This is a genomic window from Shinella sp. S4-D37, from assembly GCF_040812195.1.
In the GTDB taxonomy this organism is placed as follows: domain Bacteria; phylum Pseudomonadota; class Alphaproteobacteria; order Rhizobiales; family Rhizobiaceae; genus Shinella.
Map to the genome: position 1 here is coordinate 1,495,526 of NZ_JBFNXL010000005.1, position 17,352 is coordinate 1,512,877.

A 17,352-nucleotide genomic window follows, 5' to 3' on the forward strand; every position below is an offset into this window, starting at 1 on the left:
ATCGATGCCTTTTAATGTTATATTATTACATTCGTGTGGCTGAAAAAGGCGGGATGCTCCCGCCTTTTTCCTTCCTGATGGCTTGCCCGCTCAGCTTGCCTGCCCGAGGCAATCACGCAGCGAGGCGGCGATGCTCCGCATCAGGGTGAAATAGAGGTCCGGGCCGGGGTCGAGCGTCGCGGCTTCCGGGTCGAGCGTACCGGATTTCGCATCGGTGCCTTCGATGACGACGTTCACCAGCTTGGGCTCGAACTGCGGCTCGGCGAAGACGCAGGTCGCGCCGAGGGTCTTCACCTTGTCGCGGATCTCCGTGAGGCGCGCGGCGCCGGGCAGGGTTTCCGGGCTGACGGTGATGGAGCCGGCGGCGGTCACGCCGTAATGGTGCTCGAAATACTGGTAGGCGTCGTGGAAGACGACGAAGGGCTTGTCCTTCACTGGCGCGACGGTGGCGGCGATCTCCGTGTCGAGCGCGCCGAGCTTTTCGCTCAGCGCCGCAAGGTTGGCCTGGTAGGCGGCGGCATGGGCCGGGTCCTTTTCCGACAGGACGCGCGCGGCCTCCGCGGCGATGGCGCGGGCATTGTCCGGGCTCAGCCAGAGATGCATGTCGAAGGCGCCGTGCTCGTGCCCCTCGTGACCGGCTTCCGCACCGTGGTCGTGGCCCTCCTCGCCATGGGCGTGGTCATGCCCTTCCTCGCCCTCATGTTCATGCGCCTCGAACGGGCCGCCTTCGCGGAAGGGCAGCTTTTCGAGGCCGGGAGCGTCCTCCAGTTCCACGACGGTCGCCTTGTCGCCGAGCGCTTCCAGCGGCTTTTCGAGGAAGGCTTCCAGGCCGTGGCCGACCCAGAAGACGATATCGGCATCCTGCAGGGCCGCGGCGTTGGACGGCTTCAGCGCATAGGTGTGCGGCGAGGCCGCGCCCTCGACGACCAGCGCCGGCTCGCCGACGCCCTGCATGACCGCGGCGACGAGGGAATGGACCGGCTTGATCGACACGACCACGCTCGGCGTTTCGGCCCGCGCGGCAACGGTGCCGGCGGAAAGAAGCGCGGTGGTGAGGAGGAGGGCGCGAACGGCCTTTTGCATGGGAATCTCCGTCTTGAATGTGAATGTAATGTTATTACATCAATTGCGTTATGCTATAACGTGTGCCATAGACGGACGCAACAGGCTTTTGGAAAAATGATGCTGCAGACCCCCACCAGGACCCTCCCGCCGCTCGTCTCGCTTGCGGGCGTCGGCGTGCGCCGCCAGGGCCGCTGGCTCGTGCGCGGCGTGGAATTCTCCATCGCGCCGGGCGAGATCGTCACGCTGATCGGCCCCAACGGGTCCGGCAAGTCGACGACCGCCAAGACGGCGATCGGCGTGCTCAAGGCCGACGAGGGCAGGGTGGAGCGCAAGGCCGGCCTCAAGGTCGGCTACGTGCCGCAGAAGCTTTCGATCGACTGGACCATGCCGCTCACCGTCGACCGGCTGATGACGCTGACCTCTTCGCTGAAGGGCGCGGAGATCGACGCCGCGCTGGAGGCGACGGGCATTCGCCATCTCGCGCGCGCCGAGGTGCAGCACCTTTCCGGCGGCGAGTTCCAGCGCGCGCTGCTGGCCCGGGCGATCGCCCGCAAGCCGGACCTCCTGGTGCTCGACGAACCGGTGCAGGGCGTGGATTTCTCCGGCGAGATCGCGCTCTACGACCTCATCAAGACGATCCGCAACACCACCGGCTGCGGCATCCTGCTGATCTCGCACGACCTGCATGTGGTGATGGCGGAAACCGACACCGTCGTCTGCCTCAACGGTCATGTCTGTTGCCGGGGCACGCCGGAAACCGTCAGCCAGAGCCCGGAATATCTGAAGCTCTTCGGCGCCCGCGCCGGCCAGACGCTCGCCTTCTACAACCACAACCACGACCACACGCACCTGCCGGACGGCCGCGTGCTGCATGCCGACGGCTCGATCACCGACGATTGCCGGCCGGACGACGGGCGCCCCGTCGATATCCTGCCGACCGGCGGGCGGGCGGGACCGATGCGCATCGGCCATGTGCATGGGCCGAACTGCGGCTGCGACCCCGGCCCGGCGCCGGCCGGCAACGGCAGGGAGCGGCGCGATGCTTGACGATTTCTTCATCCGCGCCCTCGTCGCCGGCGTGGGGCTGGCGATCACCGCCGGGCCGCTCGGCTGTTTCGTCGTCTGGCGGCGCATGGCCTATTTCGGCGACACGATGGCGCATTCGGCGCTGCTCGGCGTCGCGCTGTCGCTGCTGATGGAATTCAACCTGCTCCTCTCCGTCTTCATCGTCGCGGCCTCCGTCTCGCTCCTCCTGCTGCTTTTGCAGCGGCGCGGCACGCTTTCCACCGACGCGCTGCTCGGCATCCTCTCGCATGCCACGCTGGCGATCGGCCTCGTCATCGTCTCCTTCATGACCTGGGTGCGCATCGACCTCGTCGGCTTCCTGTTCGGCGACATCCTCGCCGTCACGCGCGCCGACGTGGACCTCGTCTGGGGCGGCGGCATCCTCGTCACCTTCGCCATTATCTGGATGTGGCGCCCGCTGATCGCCTCGACGGTGAACCCGGAACTGGCCGAGGCGGAAGGCCTGCAGCCGGAACGCACGCGGCTCGCCTTCATGCTGCTGATGGCGCTCGTCATCGCCATCGCCATGAAGATCGTCGGCATCCTGCTGATCACCTCGCTCCTGATCATCCCCGCCGCCACCGCCCGGCGCTTTTCCACGAGCCCGGAGATCATGGCGGTGCTCGCCTCCGTCGTCGGGGCGCTTGCCGTTGTCGGCGGGCTCTTCGGTTCCTTGAAATTCGACACGCCCTCCGGTCCCTCGATCGTGGTGGCAGCACTCGCCCTGTTCATTCTAAGCCTCATCACCAGGCCGAGGACGAGCGGGGCGGAACATTCGGCGACAAGCCAGGGAGGTCGGGCATGACCACGCAACCATTGACGCGCAACCAGGGCCTCGTCTTCGACGTGCTGACGCATTCCCAAGGCCCGCTCAGCGCCTATTCGATCCTCGACAAGCTGCGCGACGCCGGGTTTCGCGCGCCCTTGCAGGTCTATCGGGCGCTCGACAAGCTGCTGGAATTCGGCCTCGTGCACCGGCTCGAAAGCATCAACGCCTTCGTCGCCTGCGCCCATCCGGAGGAGGGGTGCCATGCCCACGGCATCACCGCCTTCACGATCTGCGAGACCTGCGGCAAGGTCACCGAGTTCCACGACCATGTCATCGAGGACCGGCTGAAGGGCTTTGCCATGGACCGCAACTTCAAGACCGGCAAGACGACGATCGAGATCCGCGGCACCTGCGCGGGCTGTGCCTGAGGCGGAACCGCCCCTCAGCCGACCGGCTTCAGCCCCTTCTTGAAGCGCTGCCAGTTGCGCACGTAGTTTTCCGCCGAGCGGGTGAGGCCGGCAATGGCCGCCTCGTCCAGCGTGCGGACCGCCTTGGCGGGGGAACCGACGATCAGCGAATTGTCCGGGAAGACCTTGCCCTCCGTGACCAGCGCATTGGCGCCGACGAGGCAGTTCCGGCCGATGACGGCGCCGTTCAGCACCGTCGCGCCCATGCCGACCAGCGAATTGTCGCCGATCGTGCAGCCGTGGATGATGGCGCCGTGGCCGATCGTGCAGTCCTCGCCGATCGTCACCGGCTTGCCGGGATCGGTGTGCACGACGACGCCTTCCTGGACGTTCGAGCGCGCGCCGACGGTGATCGGCTCGTTGTCGCCGCGCAGCGTGGCGCCGAACCAGATGCCGACATCCTCGCCGATGACCACGCGGCCGATGACATTGGCATCCGGCGCCACCCAGTAGCGATCGCCCTCCGGAAGCGTCGGCCTGGCGTCATCGAGGGCGTAAAGCGGCATGGGGTCCTCCGGCGGTTCTGATTCCCGCCGCTACTCTAGCATCCGCCCGGCCGGGCGGGAAAAGAGGCGAGGGTGGTTTTTTGACCGGCGATGGAGTATGAGCCCGGCCATGACCAATGCAGCCACATTCTACCAGCAGGCCGTGGAGACGGGGACGAAGATTTTCGCCACCGCGCCGATGATCGACTGGTCCGACCGGCGCTATCGCGTCTTCGCGCGGCAACTCACGCGGAACGCGCTGCTCTTCACCGAGATGATCGTCGCCGAGGCGATCCTGCGCGGCAACCGCGAGCGGCTGCTCGGCTTCGACGCGGTGGAGCATCCCGTCGCGCTCCAGCTCGGCGGCAGCGATCCCGCCAAGCTCGCCGAGGCGGCGCGGATCGGCGAGGGGTTCGGCTATGCCGAGATCAACCTCAATGTCGGCTGCCCCTCGGACCGGGTGCAATCCGGCACCTTCGGCGCCTGCCTGATGCGCGAGCCGCAGCTTGTGGCGGACTGCGTGGCGGCGATGAAGGCGGCGGTTTCGCTCCCCGTCACGGTCAAATGCCGCATCGGCGTCGACGACCAGGACCCGGAGACGGCGCTGCGCGACCTCGTCTTTCGCGTCAAGGCCGCCGGCGCGGACGCCGTCTGGGTCCATGCGCGCAAGGCCTGGCTGCAGGGGCTCTCGCCGAAGGAGAACCGGGACATCCCGCCGCTCGACTACGGCCTGGTGCGCCGGCTGAAGGCGGAGAACCCGGACCTTTTCGTCGGGCTCAACGGCGGGCTCCACAGCCTGGACCAGGCGCGCGAGGAGATGACGGGGCTGGACGGCGTCATGCTCGGGCGGGCCGCCTATCAGGATAGCGGCATCCTGACGGGCGTGGACGATCTTTTTGCGCATCCGCTTCAGGCGGGCACCCCGCCCTCCGGCCGCCTCTCTTTTCCGCAGGATCTTCCGGTCGAGCACTGGGAGGCGGTGCGGGACGCGATGATGGCCTATGCGGGCGATGTGATCGCCCGCGGCGGACGGGTGGCGCATGTCACGCGGCATATGATCGGCCTCTTCCAGGGCTTTCCGGGCGCGCGAAAATACCGGCAGGTCCTGTCGGCGGACGCGACGAGGCCGGGGGCGGGGCCGGAGGTGATCGCGGCGGCCTTCGCGGCCGTTCTTGCCGCGCGGTGCGTGGCGGCGGCGGCGGAGTAACGCTTTCTGTGCATCGCCGCGGCATCACCACAATTTCGTCCCCTCGGGGTCGGAGACTTTGCTAGACAGACGACGCAGTACAAGACGACAGGTGGCCGCGTGATCGATCCCTATGCCATACTCGGACTGGAGCGCGATGCGGACGATATCGCGGTGAAGGCCGCCTACCGCAAGGCCGCCAAGGGCATGCATCCCGATTCCGGCGGCGATGCGGACCAGTTCGCCCGCCTCCAGGCCTGCTACGACCTCCTGCGCGACCCCGTGCGGCGCAAGGTCTTCGACGATACCGGCTTCGACCCGCAGCTTGCCGATCCGCGCGACCTCAAGGGCCTGATGCTGCTGGAGCCGCTGGTCAACGACGTCATCCTCGACGAGCGCGAGCCCGGCAGCTTCGATCCGCTGGCGGCCATGCGCCGAAAGCTCTCCGACGACATCGTCAAGAGCCGCTTCCACATCCTCGAACTGGAGCGCCACCGCAACCGCGTGCGCCAGCATATCGACCGGCTCGGCCGCAAGGCCGGCACGGATTTCCTCGGCTCCATGCTGCGCGCCCGCTCGCAGTCGATCGCCGAGGCGATCCGCAACGCCGAGGGCCAGATCCAGGCGATCGAGCAGGCCTATTCCATGCTGGAAGGCTATTCCTACGAACTGGCGGCCGCCCTCGAACCCCTGCCGGTCGAGGTGAAGGGCGAGGCGGCGGAATAGGCGGCCGCCCCGTCTCATACGGTGAGCGGCGGCTCGGCGCCCTCGTGGCGCACCGGCGGCTTGCTTTTCGCCCGCGCGCCGGAAAAGGCGCGGAACGCGGCGAGCGCGGCGCCCCGCAGAAGCGGGCGGGCGACCTCCAGCGCGGCGTCCTGAAGGGCGCGGGTCTCGCGGAAGGGCGAGGCGAAGGAGACCTTTCCCCGCGCATTGCCGAGATCCCGGACATTGCGCGCGAGCGCGACGAAATCGTCGAAGAGGCGGCGCTGCGCGGCGTCGAGATTGGCAAGGCAGCAGGGCTCCTGCGTCGCCGGGAAATACCAGGCGCAGCACCCCTTGCGGCGGCAGGCGCGGCGGCGGCAGACACGCTCCGGCAAGGCCAGCATCTCGGCCGCGCGGGCGAGCAGATGACGGTCGGGCGGGGGAAGCGGGCAGGTCCTGGGCATCGGGGGCTCCTCTGGGAGGGAGGCGGGCCGGCGGCGCAGACGTGGCCGCGCCGGGTGGCCGCTCGATCCGGAAACGTCGGGACAAGCGCTCGCAGCGCCGCGCGTGAAAAGCATCACGCCGGGGTTTGCGCATCGGGTTTCGGACGGGGCGCTGGAAGTCGCCGGGTCAGAAATATGTATATGCGCCTTTCAGCGCCCCGTTCGGCGGTTTCTGCCCGCGACCTGGGTCTCTCTGCAAAGGCCGGGCGCACGAATGTTGGCCGCCGGTTTCCGGGGCGGGTTTTTTCCGGTTTTGCGCGCCGGGCGGGCCCGCCTTGAGCCCTGCCCGGACGGAAAGGTTTTTTACGCCTTTCCCGGGAAAACGCCGCTCCGGCGGACGATGCCGACGCATCCGTCACGCCCTGCCTCCTTGTGTGCCGCACAGGCACGCCCGACGCGCCGTCCGGGGCTGAAACGACAGGGCCGGTCCGACGCCCCGACGCTTCCCCCGTGTCGCCGGAGGGAGACCATTTTCCGCGAGCCCCCTTGGCGACGGCCTACGTCCGTCCCCCGCCAAAAGCGCCGACCCCGCCTCGCCGCAACGCCTTGCGGTGTATCCGCGGCGGGATGACGGGAGTATGGCATGGGGTTTGGGGGGTGGGGAAAATTACGTCGCTTGTTACTGATACAATGTACGGTCAATGACAGAAGCACTAACCACATGTCTCGCGGAGCTTTGCATACTCTTTCAGTCCAGAATGAACTTTAAAGCGTTTTGCGCCGTGCGCGATGCAGACGCTACCGCCCCGGCCGCCCCGTTTTCCCCTTGGTCCGCCCCTTCCGCTTCGCCTCCGCCGGGTCCTCGTAGCTCCCGACGCCGATCTTCCCGCGCCGCACCGGCTTGGCGTCCTCGGCGCCGTTGGCGCGGTCGGGCTGGGCTTCGGGGAGGGGGGCGGGGCGTTTCTTGGTGCTGAGGGTTTCGTCCGGGCGGTCCGGCAGGGCGCCGGTGACGGGTTTTTCGGTGCGGCCGACGGTCATTTCGTCGAGCGTGTTCCTGCGGAAGAGGGATTTGCCCGCCGGGGTCGCGACGTCGCGGCCCATCTCGTCCAGGCTCGGCTTGCGGAAGAGGGGGCGCTCGGTGTCGGTGCCCGGGCCCATGTCGTCGAGCGAGGGTTTCTGGAAGAGGGATTTTGACGCGGTGTCTGCGGTCGTGGCTGTGGATCCTCGGGTCAGGCCCGAGGATGACGGAGGAGAGGTGGGGCGCGATTTTCCCGAGGGCGTGCCGGAGGGGGAAGGGCCGGCCTTTCCGCCCTTGCCACCTTCCTGCGCCTTCGCCTCGTCGCGCGCCATCGGGTCGTCCATGACGGCGAGTTCGGCGGCCTTGAGGCGCTTGATCTCGTCGCGGATGCGGGCGGCGGCTTCGAAATCGAGGTCGGCAGCGGCGTCGCGCATCTGCTTTTCGAGCGCTTCGAGATGGGCCTTGAGATTGTTGCCGACGAGGTGGCCGGCATCCGCAAAACCCTTGCCGGAGACGCCGGAAATGTCGGCGCGGACGTGATCGCGCTCGTAGACGCTGTCGAGGATGTCGGAGATTTTTGCCTTCACCGATTCCGGGGTGATGCCGTGCGCCTCGTTGTAGGCAACCTGCTTCTCGCGGCGGCGGGTCGTCTCGTCCATGGCGCGCTGCATGGAGCCGGTGATCGTGTCGGCATAGAGGATGACCTTGCCGTCGACGTTGCGCGCGGCGCGGCCGATGGTCTGGACGAGGGACGTTTCCGAGCGCAAAAACCCTTCCTTGTCGGCGTCGAGGATGGCGACGAAGCCGCATTCGGGAATGTCGAGGCCTTCGCGCAAAAGGTTGATGCCGACCAGCACGTCGAAGGCGCCGAGGCGCAGATCGCGGATGATCTCGATGCGCTCCAGCGTGTCGATGTCGCTGTGCATATAGCGCACGCGAACACCCTGTTCGTGCAGGTATTCGGTAAGGTCCTCGGCCATGCGCTTGGTGAGGACGGTGACGAGCGTGCGGTAGCCGGCCTGCGCGGTCTCGCGGATCTCGCCCAGCACGTCGTCCACCTGGCTTTTCGCCGGGCGCACCTCGACGGGCGGGTCGATGAGGCCGGTCGGGCGGATGACCTGCTCGGCGAAGACGCCGCCGGACTGTTCCAGCTCCCAGCCGCCGGGCGTCGCCGAGACGGCGACGGTGTCCGGGCGCATCGCGTCCCATTCCTCGAAGCGCAAGGGCCGGTTGTCCAAGCAGGAGGGCAGGCGGAAGCCGTATTCGGCCAGCGTCGCCTTGCGGCGGAAGTCGCCGCGATACATGGCGCCGATCTGCGGGATGGTGACGTGGCTCTCGTCGATGAAGATCAGCGCGTTGTCCGGCACGTATTCGAAGAGGGTCGGCGGCGGCTCGCCGGGGCGGCGGCCCGTCAGGTAGCGCGAATAGTTCTCGATGCCGGCGCAGGAGCCGGTCGCCTCCAGCATTTCCAGGTCGTAGCGCGTGCGCTGCTCCAGGCGCTGCGCCTCCAAAAGGCGGCCGGCCTTCTCCAGCTCGGCGAGGCGGTGCTTCAGTTCCTCGCGAATACCCTTGATGGCGCCGTTCAGCGTCGGGCGCGGGGTGACGTAGTGGCTGTTGGCGTAGATCTTCACCGACTTCAGGTCGCCGGTCTTCTGGCCGGTCAGCGGGTCGAACTCGGTGATCGCGTCGATCTCGTCGCCGAACATCGAGATGCGCCAGGCGGCATCTTCAAGGTGGGCGGGGAAGACTTCTATGGTGTCACCGCGCACGCGAAAGCTGCCGCGCTGGAAATCCATCTCGCGGCGCTTGTATTGCTGGGCGACGAGGTCGGCCAGGAGCTGGCGCTGGTCGAGCCGCTCGCCGACCTCCATCTGGAAGGTCATGGCGGTGTAGGTCTCGACGGAGCCGATACCGTAGATGCAGGAGACCGAGGCGACGATGATGCAGTCGTCGCGCTCCAGGAGCGAGCGCGTGGCGGAGTGGCGCATGCGGTCGATCTGCTCGTTGATCGAGCTCTCCTTCTCGATGAACGTGTCGGAGCGCGGCACATAGGCTTCCGGCTGGTAATAATCGTAGTAGGAGACGAAATATTCGACCGCGTTCTCCGGGAAGAAGTTCTTGAACTCGGAATAGAGCTGGGCGGCCAGCGTCTTGTTCGGCGCCAGGATGACGGCGGGGCGCTGCGTCTCCTCGATCACCTTGGCCATGGTGAAGGTCTTGCCCGAGCCGGTGACGCCGAGCAGGACCTGGCTGCGCTCGCCCTCGGAAAGGCCGTCGACGAGGTCCCTGATGGCGGTCGGCTGGTCGCCGGCGGGCTCGTAGTCGCTGATCATGCGGATCGGGATGCCGCCTTCCGACTTTTCCGGCCGGGCGGGGCGGTGCGGCGTCCAGAGCTTGCCGTCCTTGAAGAGCGGATTGCCGCTCTCGATCAGCTTCGACAGGGCTTCCACCGTGGCGGTGACGCCAGAACCCTTCTCCAGCGCGGCGGCGTCCTCCAGCGAGACGTCGAGGCCGGAGACGGGCATCAGGCCGGCGGCGGCGCGGGTCTTCGGGTCGGACGAGCCGCCGATCGAGACGCCGCGCGAGGTTTTCGAGACGGTCACCTGCTCGGTATGGCGGCGGGCGGCGTTCTCCACGGACTTGCGGTGCTTGCCCGCCTTGGAGGCGACCTCGCGGCGGCTTTCGACGCTGGCGGCCTCCGCCTCGGCTTCGAGCTGCTTGACCCAATCCGAGACGCTGCCCGAGAGCGGTGCGCCTGCTTCTTCCGGGACTCGCTTGTCCTTCTCGTTCCACTCGAAGGGCGTCCCTGACAACGGCGACTGCGGGGCTTCCTCGAAACCGGGCTTCGAGGGCGAGGATTTTTTCGGGGTTCTGGCCATGCGGGGAATATGGAGAGAGTCATCCGGAAAGGAAAGGGGGGAAGAGTACAAAAGGGAAACGAATTTGCGGCGCGTCCCGGCCGTTATCCTCGAAAAGGGGGCGGTCATGGACGCGATGGTGGACGAGGCGGCGCTGATGCCGAAGGATGCGGCGCTGGAGGACCTGCAGGCGGCGGTCGCCGCCTACAACGCGGCGCGGCCGAAGGTGGCGCGCGACATGTATATCAGCGTCACGCTGATCCTCGGCGTCTACCTGCTCTTTTCGGCGCTCGTGCTCTATCTGGTGGCGACGCAGATCGAGGCGGACTGGACCTTCATCGCGCTCGTCGTGCTGTTCATCGGCGGCACCTTCGTCTGGTCATTCGCCGTGGCGCCGGCAAAACGCTTCCAGCAGGGCCTGCGCGACCGCATGCTGCCGCTGGTTTTCGGCTTCGTCGACGAGGTGCGATATGCGCATGGCGCGGCGCCGCGCTTCATCGCGGGCATGCCGGGCAAGGAATTCGTGCCGCGGGACCGCGCGGTGCACGGCGACATGATCGCCGGCGCGCAGGACGGGCTGGCCTTCACCCTGTCGGAGACGGAGCTGAGCACCGGCAGCGGCAAGAGCAAGCAGACCACCTTCAAGGGCGTGATCTTCCATTTCGTGCGGGAGGAGGCGTTTCCGGGCCTGCTGATCGCCGCGCGCAAGCCCAATGCCGTGCAGCGCTTCGTGCGCGACCTCTTCGGCGGCGGGGCGCTGGCGCTGGTCACCAGCGGCAATCCGGAGGTGGACGCCTCGCACGAATTCCGCACCGACCGGGCCGAGGCGGCGACGCCCCTCGTGCAGGGGGCGCTGGCCAAGGCGCTGGATTACCTTGCGGGCGTGTGGCGGGACGACGTGGTCCGCCTCGCCCTCAAGGGGCACGACTGCTACCTGCTGGTGCCGACGAAGAAGGATTTCTTCGAGCTGCCGCCGGTGGACACGCCCATCGACTTCGACCGCTACATCAGGCCGATGATCCGCGATCTGGTGACGCTGCTGGCGACGGCGCAGCTCGTGCGGCGCATCGGGTAGGCTTCGCCCCAGCGGGCGATTTCGCGGCGGCGGGCTTGACGGGGCCGGCCGGTTGGATATGCCCTTTGCGGACTTCCTCAGGAATCAGGATTCGCGATGCCCTTCAGCCTCTCTCCCGCGGCCGTCTGGCCGATCGTGCTGCTCTGCCTTTCCAACGTCTTCATGACCTTCGCCTGGTACGGGCACCTGAAATTCAAGTCCGCGCCGCTCTTCGTGGCGATCCTGGCGAGCTGGGGCATCGCCTTCTTCGAATATTGCCTGGCGGTGCCGGCCAACCGCATCGGCCACGAGGTCTATTCGGCCGCGCAGCTCAAGACGATCCAGGAGGTGATCACCCTTCTCGTCTTCGCCGGCTTCTCGGTGTTCTGGCTGAAGGAGAGCCTGACCTTCAACCACGCCATCGGCTTCATGCTGATCGCGGCGGGCGCGGCCTTCGTCTTCAAGGGATAGGCCGCCCCGCAAAATAGTCGCAATCGGGCGCAAGCCTTCGGTGGAACGGATGAGGTTTTCGTGACGACAGCCTTCGCTACCATGGCATCCCGGCGCTTCGGCTACGGCCGCAGGCCGGGCGAGGCCGCGCCGGAGAGCGTCGAGGCGCTTCTGCGCCAGGTGAAGCGCGGCACACGCGAGACCTGTCTCTTCCCCGCCGGGGGCATTGCCGGCCGCCGGGCGCTTTTCCCCGATTATCGCGCGCTCGACACCGCCTACAAGGCGGCGCGCGAGAAGAACATGCTGACGACCGTCGGCACGCGCGCCATCAATCCCTACGGCATCGCGCTCGCCAACACGCTGCAGCGCGACCGGCACCTGAAGGTCCGCCAGGCGGTCTTCTCGCCGAACGGCTTCTACGAGCGGCTCGTCGCCTTCTGGTGCGATCATTTCGCGATCGACGTGCGCAAGGGCGGCGCCATGCGGCTGCTGGCGCCGCTGCACGAGGCGGAGGCGATCCGTCCGAACCTTGCCGGCTCCTTCGCCGATCTCCTGAAGGCGGCCGCGCTGCACCCGGCCATGCTCGCCTATCTCGACCAGACGCGCTCCGTCGGGCCGAATTCCGCCGTGGGGCTGAAATCCGGCCGCGGGCTCAACGAGAACCTGGCGCGCGAACTCATCGAGCTGCACACGATGGGGGCGGGCAGCGGCTACAGCCAGAAGGACGTGCGCTCCGCCGCCTATCTGCTGACCGGGCTGTGGTATCGCGCGCCGGTCTACGAGACCGCCTTCCGCCCGCGCTCGGCCGAGCCCGGCACCTACCGGGTGCTGGGGCGCGACTACGGCGGCAAGCGGCGGGATATGGAAGAGATCCATGCGCTGCTCGACGACCTTGCCGCGCGCAAGGAGACGCGCCGCCACATCTGCCGCAAGCTCGTCGTGCATTTCATCGCCGACGATCCGCCGGACGCGGTGGTGGACGCCATGGCGGCGGCGTGGAAGCGCAGCGACGGCCGGCTGCTCGACGTCTACCGCGCGATGCTCGACCATCCGCGAAGCTCGCAGGAGGAGGGCCGCAAGGCGCGCCAGCCGTTCGATTTCGTCGTTGCCGCCCTGCGCGCGCTCGACGTGCCGGCCGAGGCGCTCGCGCCCGGCGACGGGGCGAAGAAGGGCGGCGGCCGGCCGGCGGCGGATGTCGCGGCGCTCGCCGACGTGACGATGATGACCGCCGAGGGCAAGCCGGCGCTGACGGCCAATCCGCTGTCCGTCGGCATCATCGGCCGGCTCGGCCAGCCGATCTGGTCGGCGCCGAGCCCGGCGGGCTGGGACGAGGGGCTTTCCGCCTGGATCACCGCCAGCCAGGTCACCGAGCGCATCGCCTGGGCGCGGCGGCTGGTGGCGCGCTTCGGCGGCGACGCCGATCCGCGCGCCTTCCTGGAGGCGACGATGGCGGATGCGGCGCGGGCGGACACGATCGAGACCGTGGCGCGGGCGCCGAACCGCGCGGTGGGGCTGGCAATGGTGCTGGCGTCCCCCGAGTTCAACCGGCGTTAGGAGCGGGCATGGCAAGCGAGATCCACCGCAGAGCCTTCCTGTCCGGCGCGTGCTGCCTGGCGGCCTCGCCGCTCGTCACGCCCGTCAGCTTCGCGGCCATGCCCGGCGACAACCGGCTGGTGACGATCGTGCTGCGCGGGGCGATGGACGGGCTCGCGCTGGTGCAGCCCCATGGCGATACGGCGCTGAAGGTGCTGCGGCCGACGCTGGCGCTCGGCGCCGACAAGGGGCTTCTCGATCTCGACGGCTTCTTCGGCCTGCATCCCGCCGCCGCGGACCTGATGCCGCTGTGGAGGGCGGGCGAACTCGGCTTCGTGCACGCGATCTCGACGCCCTATCGCGACGGCCGCAGCCATTTCGACGGGCAGGACATGCTGGAAAGCGGCGGCGCGGCGGTGCGCGACGAGCGCACCGGCTGGCTCAACCGGGCGATCGCCGCCATTCCGCGGCCGGCCGACCGCCGCGCCATCGACGTCACCACCACGGCCGAGCTGATCCTTTCGGGCGGCAACCCGGTCGACGTCTGGTCGACGCGGGCCGATCTGGCGCTGGCCGAGGACGAGGAGGCCTTCTTCGTCCGGCTCTACCGCAACGACCCGCTGTTTGCCGCCGCGCTGCGCGAGGCGACGGCGACGGACATGCTGTCGGACGCGATCCGCGATGCGGACGGCAAGCGCTCGGCCGGGATCGCCGCCGTCGCGACGCTCGCGGCGGGGATGCTCGCGGCCGACCACCGGATCGCCAGCTTCTCGATCAACGGCTGGGACACCCATCTCAGCCAGGCGCGCGGTTTCGCAAGGCCGGTCAAGGACCTCGCGACGGCGATCACCACGCTGAAGGCCGGCCTGCCGCCCGCCGTCTGGCGCAAGACGGCGATCCTGGCGATCACCGAATTCGGGCGGACGGCGCGGGAGAACGGTTCGGCCGGCACCGACCACGGCACGGGCGGCGTCGCGATCCTTTCGGGCGGCGCGGTGGCGGGCGGCAAGGTCTATGGCGACTGGCCGTCGCTGTCGGAGGGCGACCTGCTCGACGGGCGCGACCTCCGGCCGACGACGGATCTGCGCCAGCTCGCCGCCGCCATGCTGCGCCAGCAGTTCGGCATTTCGGCGCGCGCGCTGGAGACCGCGGTGTTCCCGGGGCTGAGCTTCGATGCGAGGGCGGCGTATCTGCGCGGCTGACCTGCCGCTATTCCATCGGAACGGGCGTCGGATGGCCGTCCCTGTCGAGGGCGACCATGACGAAGGTGGCGCCCGTGACCTTTTCCAGCGTGGTGGTGAGGTAGCGCTGCGCCCAGGCCTCGACGGACAGCGTGATCGAGGTGCGGCCGACGCGCACGATGTCCGTATAGATGCTGAGCGTGTCGCCGATCTTCACCGGCAGGTCGAAGGCCATCTCCTTGACGGCGGCGGTGACGACGCGGCCGCGCGCGCGCTCGGCGGCGCGGATGCCGGAGGCAAGGTCCATCTGCGCCATCACCCAGCCGCCGAAAATATCGCCCGCGGCATTGGCATCGCCCGGCATGGCGAGCGTGCGCAGGGTGAGTTGTCCGTTCGGCGTGCTGTTGTCGGTCATGCGCATCCTCTCCTTGGCTGATTACCGGTCTAAAGCATTTCCAGCCGAAGCGAAATCGCTTCGGCGTCGGATAATGCGGCAAAAACAAGAATCTAGAGCATTTTCGGTGAACCGGACATGCTCTAGCGGAATGCGCAAGGCGGAGGAAGAGGGCGCGCCCCGGCGAGCCGAAACCGCTCCCGGTATTTCCGCTTATTCTCACCCTCTAAAAATTGATGATTACAGTTTTAGGCGATTTTAAAGGGTTTGCTAGACCTTCGGAAAGATTGGAGTGCCGCATCCGTTCGTTTGGAGGAGAGCCCGGTGAAGAATTTCAGAATATCCACGCGCCTGTCATTGCTCGTCGGTCTTGCCCTGACCATCATCGTGGCGGCGCTCGTCTACAGTCTCTACCACTATCAAGATGCGATGGTGGCCGAGCGCAAGTCGAAGCTGGCCGCGATGGACGAGAGCATGCTGACGCTCTTCCAGCACTACCACGCGCTGGAAACCGCCGGCACGCTGACGCGCGAGGAGGCACAGACGCGGGCGAAGGACGCGGTGCGGGCGCTGCGCTACGAGGACAACGGCTACTTCTGGATCAACGACATGAATTCCGTGATCGTCATGCATCCGATCAAGCCGGAGCTCGACGGCACGGACCAGTCCGGCATGGCCGATCCGACCGGCAAGAAGATCTTCGTCGAATTCGTGAAGGCCGTGAAGGCGAGCTCGACCGGCCAGGACTTCGTCGACTATCTGTGGCCGAAGCCGGGCTTCGAGGAGCCGGTGCTGAAATATTCGCACGTCGCGGGCTTCGCCCCCTGGGGCTGGGTCGTCGGCACGGGCGTCTATGCGGACGACCTTGCCGCCCTGTTCCGCCGCAACGCCATCGAGACGGCGGTCATCCTCGGCCTCGGCGGCCTCGCCATGATCCTCGCCGCCTACGGCATCGTGAAGAGCGTGACCGGCCCGGTCTCGCGCCTGAAGGCCTCCATGCAGGCGATCTCCGAGGAGGACGTGTCCGGCGACGTGCCGGAGACGGACCGCAAGGACGAGATCGGCGAGATGGCCAAGGTCATGTCCATCCTGCGCCAGTCGGTGGCCGAGCGCGCCCAGCTTCGCCTGCGCGAGGGCGAGCAGCAGGTTCGCCTCGACGAGGAGCGCAGCGAGGGCGAGCGCCGCCAGCGCGCCGTCAGTCAGGGCCAGACGGATGCCATGAACACGGTCGGCCAGGCGCTGGAGCGCCTCGCCAACGGCGACCTGACGGTCTCGATCCAGGCGATCGCGCCGGAATACGCCAAGCTGCGCGACGACTTCAACCGCGCGGTCGACGCGCTTTCCAGCGTCATCAACGCCATCGCCCGCTCCACGGATATCGTCTACGGCAGCGCCGGCGGCATCGCGGAGGCGGCCAACAATCTCTCGCACCGCACGGAGCAGCAGGCGGCCTCGCTGGAGGAAACCGCCGCCGCGCTCGACGAGATCACCGCGACGGTGCGCAACGCCTCCGACCGGGCCGCCGAGGCGAGCCGCATGGTGGCCGAGACCAAGCAGTCGACGGGCCGCTCCGGCACCATCGTGCGCGACGCGGTCGCCGCGATGAGCCGCATCGAGGATGCGTCGAGCCGCATCAGCCAGATCATCGGCGTCATCGACGAGATCGCCTTCCAGACCAACCTCCTCGCCCTCAATGCCGGCGTCGAGGCGGCGCGGGCAGGGGAGGCCGGCCGCGGCTTCGCCGTCGTCGCGCAGGAGGTGCGCGAGCTTGCCCAGCGCTCGGCCAATGCGGCCAAGGAGATCAAGGGGCTGATCAGCAATTCGGCCACCGAGGTCGGCACCGGCGTGGCGCTGGTGCGCTCGACGGGCGATGCGCTGACCGAGATCGAGGCGCTGGTCAACAAGGTGAACGACCAGGTGAACTCCATCGCCACCGCCGCGCGCGAGCAGGCGACCGGCCTTGCCGAGGTCAACACGGCGGTCAACCAGATGGACCAGATGACCCAGCAGAACGCCGCCATGGTGGAGGAGACCAACGCGGCCGGCCAGACGCTGACCCAGGAAAGCGAGCAGCTGAAGACCCTGCTCGGCAATTTCCGGCTGAACGCAGCCGGAGCGGCGGACCACCGGCGCCGCGCGGCATAAGACAGAAGACGATCTCCGGACCATCTTGCCCCGGCGCTTCAGGCGCCGGGGTTTTTCGTTGGCAGCGTGCGCAATTGTAGTGGGAAGGTCATCCGGAAGGCCTGTGTCTCCCCCATAAGAGCAATGTTGTCCTGTGTGGCAGCGCCCCCTCTGCCCTGCCGGGCAGCAGGCGAATTGCATATAACAGCACGCTGCTGCTTTCTCCTTCTCCCCCACGGGGAGAAGGTGGCCCGAAGGGCCGGATGAGGGGGCTTGCACACCGTCTGACGTTTGCGCCACCCCCTCATCCCGCTGCCGCGACCTTCTCCCCGCGGGGGAGAAGGGGCAAGACGCGTCGCCTCATTCCATATGCAGTTCGCCTGCCGTCAAGAGGGAGATGCCCGGCAGGGCAGAGGGGGGTGCCACGGAGCACATTCGCCCCCCATCAATCTCGCGGGTCGCCTGAAAACGGTTCCTTTACCCTGTTGCGCGAAAATCCCCTGGAAATGCAGGAGGATCGCTTCTCGCGTCCGGTTTCGGGCCTTTCCCGTCCGAATG

Annotated in this window: 14 protein-coding genes and 1 pseudogene; 10 read left to right on the forward strand and 5 right to left on the reverse strand. The window is 67.8% G+C overall.

Annotated features, from left to right (window positions below; all coding sequences use genetic code 11):
* Positions 1–90 precede the first annotated feature (90 nt).
* On the reverse strand, positions 91–1,083 hold the full coding sequence (gene znuA / locus AB3G45_RS14680) for a zinc ABC transporter substrate-binding protein ZnuA (RefSeq protein ID WP_367831268.1): 993 nt from the start codon (positions 1,081–1,083) through the stop codon (positions 91–93).
* Between the two features lie 99 nt (positions 1,084–1,182).
* Here znuA and AB3G45_RS14685 point away from each other — a divergent pair.
* From AB3G45_RS14685 to AB3G45_RS14695, 3 genes and pseudogenes are all read left to right on the forward strand, one after another.
* A pseudogene (locus tag AB3G45_RS14685) lies at positions 1,183–1,980 on the forward strand (ATP-binding cassette domain-containing protein); the annotation flags it as partial.
* 124 nt (positions 1,981–2,104) lie between these two features.
* Positions 2,105–2,935: a zinc ABC transporter permease subunit ZnuB gene (znuB, locus tag AB3G45_RS14690; protein WP_367831269.1), complete on the forward strand. Its 831-nt coding sequence runs from the start codon at positions 2,105–2,107 to the stop codon at positions 2,933–2,935.
* On the forward strand, positions 2,932–3,327 hold the full coding sequence (locus AB3G45_RS14695) for a Fur family transcriptional regulator (protein WP_367831270.1): 396 nt from the start codon (positions 2,932–2,934) through the stop codon (positions 3,325–3,327). Before znuB ends, AB3G45_RS14695 begins: the two co-directional genes overlap by 4 nt.
* 14 nt (positions 3,328–3,341) lie before the next feature.
* Here AB3G45_RS14695 and AB3G45_RS14700 read toward each other — a convergent pair whose 3' ends face one another.
* A complete protein-coding gene (locus AB3G45_RS14700) occupies positions 3,342–3,872 on the reverse strand; it encodes a gamma carbonic anhydrase family protein (protein WP_367831271.1) in 531 nt (176 codons plus the stop codon).
* A 109-nt stretch (positions 3,873–3,981) separates the two neighbouring features.
* Between AB3G45_RS14700 and dusA the strand changes: the two genes are divergently transcribed.
* A complete protein-coding gene (gene dusA / locus AB3G45_RS14705) occupies positions 3,982–5,058 on the forward strand; it encodes a tRNA dihydrouridine(20/20a) synthase DusA (protein WP_367831272.1) in 1,077 nt (358 codons plus the stop codon).
* A gap of 99 nt (positions 5,059–5,157) precedes the next feature.
* A complete protein-coding gene (locus AB3G45_RS14710; protein WP_367831273.1) occupies positions 5,158–5,763 on the forward strand; it encodes a DnaJ domain-containing protein in 606 nt (201 codons plus the stop codon).
* 14 nt (positions 5,764–5,777) lie between these two features.
* Here AB3G45_RS14710 and AB3G45_RS14715 read toward each other — a convergent pair whose 3' ends face one another.
* Both AB3G45_RS14715 and uvrB read right to left on the reverse strand, forming a co-directional pair.
* On the reverse strand, positions 5,778–6,203 hold the full coding sequence (locus AB3G45_RS14715; RefSeq protein ID WP_367831274.1) for a hypothetical protein: 426 nt from the start codon (positions 6,201–6,203) through the stop codon (positions 5,778–5,780).
* 777 nt (positions 6,204–6,980) lie between these two features.
* Positions 6,981–10,079, reverse strand: coding sequence for an excinuclease ABC subunit UvrB (gene uvrB / locus AB3G45_RS14720; RefSeq protein ID WP_367831275.1), 3,099 nt, complete (start codon positions 10,077–10,079; stop codon positions 6,981–6,983).
* A 106-nt stretch (positions 10,080–10,185) separates the two neighbouring features.
* Here uvrB and AB3G45_RS14725 point away from each other — a divergent pair, with 106 nt between their 5' ends.
* From AB3G45_RS14725 to AB3G45_RS14740, 4 genes are all read left to right on the forward strand, one after another.
* A complete protein-coding gene (locus AB3G45_RS14725; protein WP_367831276.1) occupies positions 10,186–11,133 on the forward strand; it encodes a hypothetical protein in 948 nt (315 codons plus the stop codon).
* 96 nt (positions 11,134–11,229) lie between these two features.
* Positions 11,230–11,583: a DMT family protein gene (locus tag AB3G45_RS14730; protein WP_367831277.1), complete on the forward strand. Its 354-nt coding sequence runs from the start codon at positions 11,230–11,232 to the stop codon at positions 11,581–11,583.
* A 60-nt stretch (positions 11,584–11,643) separates the two neighbouring features.
* Positions 11,644–13,116 carry a DUF1800 family protein gene (locus AB3G45_RS14735; protein WP_367831278.1) on the forward strand — a complete coding sequence of 491 codons (1,473 nt, stop codon included), beginning with the start codon at positions 11,644–11,646 and terminating at the stop codon, positions 13,114–13,116.
* Positions 13,117–13,124: 8 nt separating this feature from the next.
* Entirely contained in the window at positions 13,125–14,297 is a 1,173-nt protein-coding gene (locus AB3G45_RS14740; RefSeq protein WP_367831279.1) for a DUF1501 domain-containing protein, read from the forward strand.
* 7 nt (positions 14,298–14,304) lie between these two features.
* Here AB3G45_RS14740 and AB3G45_RS14745 read toward each other — a convergent pair whose 3' ends face one another.
* Entirely contained in the window at positions 14,305–14,691 is a 387-nt protein-coding gene (locus AB3G45_RS14745; protein ID WP_367831280.1) for an acyl-CoA thioesterase, read from the reverse strand.
* Between the two features lie 303 nt (positions 14,692–14,994).
* On the opposite strand from AB3G45_RS14745, the gene AB3G45_RS14750 reads away from it, so the two are divergent.
* A complete protein-coding gene (locus AB3G45_RS14750) occupies positions 14,995–16,815 on the forward strand; it encodes a methyl-accepting chemotaxis protein (RefSeq protein WP_367831281.1) in 1,821 nt (606 codons plus the stop codon).
* Positions 16,816–17,352 lie beyond the last annotated feature (537 nt).

Excerpts from the sequence above, each read along its gene's own strand:
- znuA (WP_367831268.1), bottom strand. The coding sequence starts at position 1,083 with ATGCAAAAGGCCGTTCGCGCCCTCCTCCTCACCACCGCGCTTCTTTCC.
- znuB (WP_367831269.1), top strand. The coding sequence starts at position 2,105 with ATGCTTGACGATTTCTTCATCCGCGCCCTCGTCGCCGGCGTGGGGCTG.
- AB3G45_RS14695 (WP_367831270.1), top strand. The coding sequence starts at position 2,932 with ATGACCACGCAACCATTGACGCGCAACCAGGGCCTCGTCTTCGACGTG.
- AB3G45_RS14700 (WP_367831271.1), bottom strand. The coding sequence starts at position 3,872 with ATGCCGCTTTACGCCCTCGATGACGCCAGGCCGACGCTTCCGGAGGGC.
- dusA (WP_367831272.1), top strand. The coding sequence starts at position 3,982 with ATGACCAATGCAGCCACATTCTACCAGCAGGCCGTGGAGACGGGGACG.
- AB3G45_RS14715 (WP_367831274.1), bottom strand. The coding sequence starts at position 6,203 with ATGCCCAGGACCTGCCCGCTTCCCCCGCCCGACCGTCATCTGCTCGCC.
- uvrB (WP_367831275.1), bottom strand. The coding sequence starts at position 10,079 with ATGGCCAGAACCCCGAAAAAATCCTCGCCCTCGAAGCCCGGTTTCGAG.
- AB3G45_RS14725 (WP_367831276.1), top strand. The coding sequence starts at position 10,186 with ATGGACGCGATGGTGGACGAGGCGGCGCTGATGCCGAAGGATGCGGCG.
- AB3G45_RS14730 (WP_367831277.1), top strand. The coding sequence starts at position 11,230 with ATGCCCTTCAGCCTCTCTCCCGCGGCCGTCTGGCCGATCGTGCTGCTC.
- AB3G45_RS14740 (WP_367831279.1), top strand. The coding sequence starts at position 13,125 with ATGGCAAGCGAGATCCACCGCAGAGCCTTCCTGTCCGGCGCGTGCTGC.
- AB3G45_RS14745 (WP_367831280.1), bottom strand. The coding sequence starts at position 14,691 with ATGACCGACAACAGCACGCCGAACGGACAACTCACCCTGCGCACGCTC.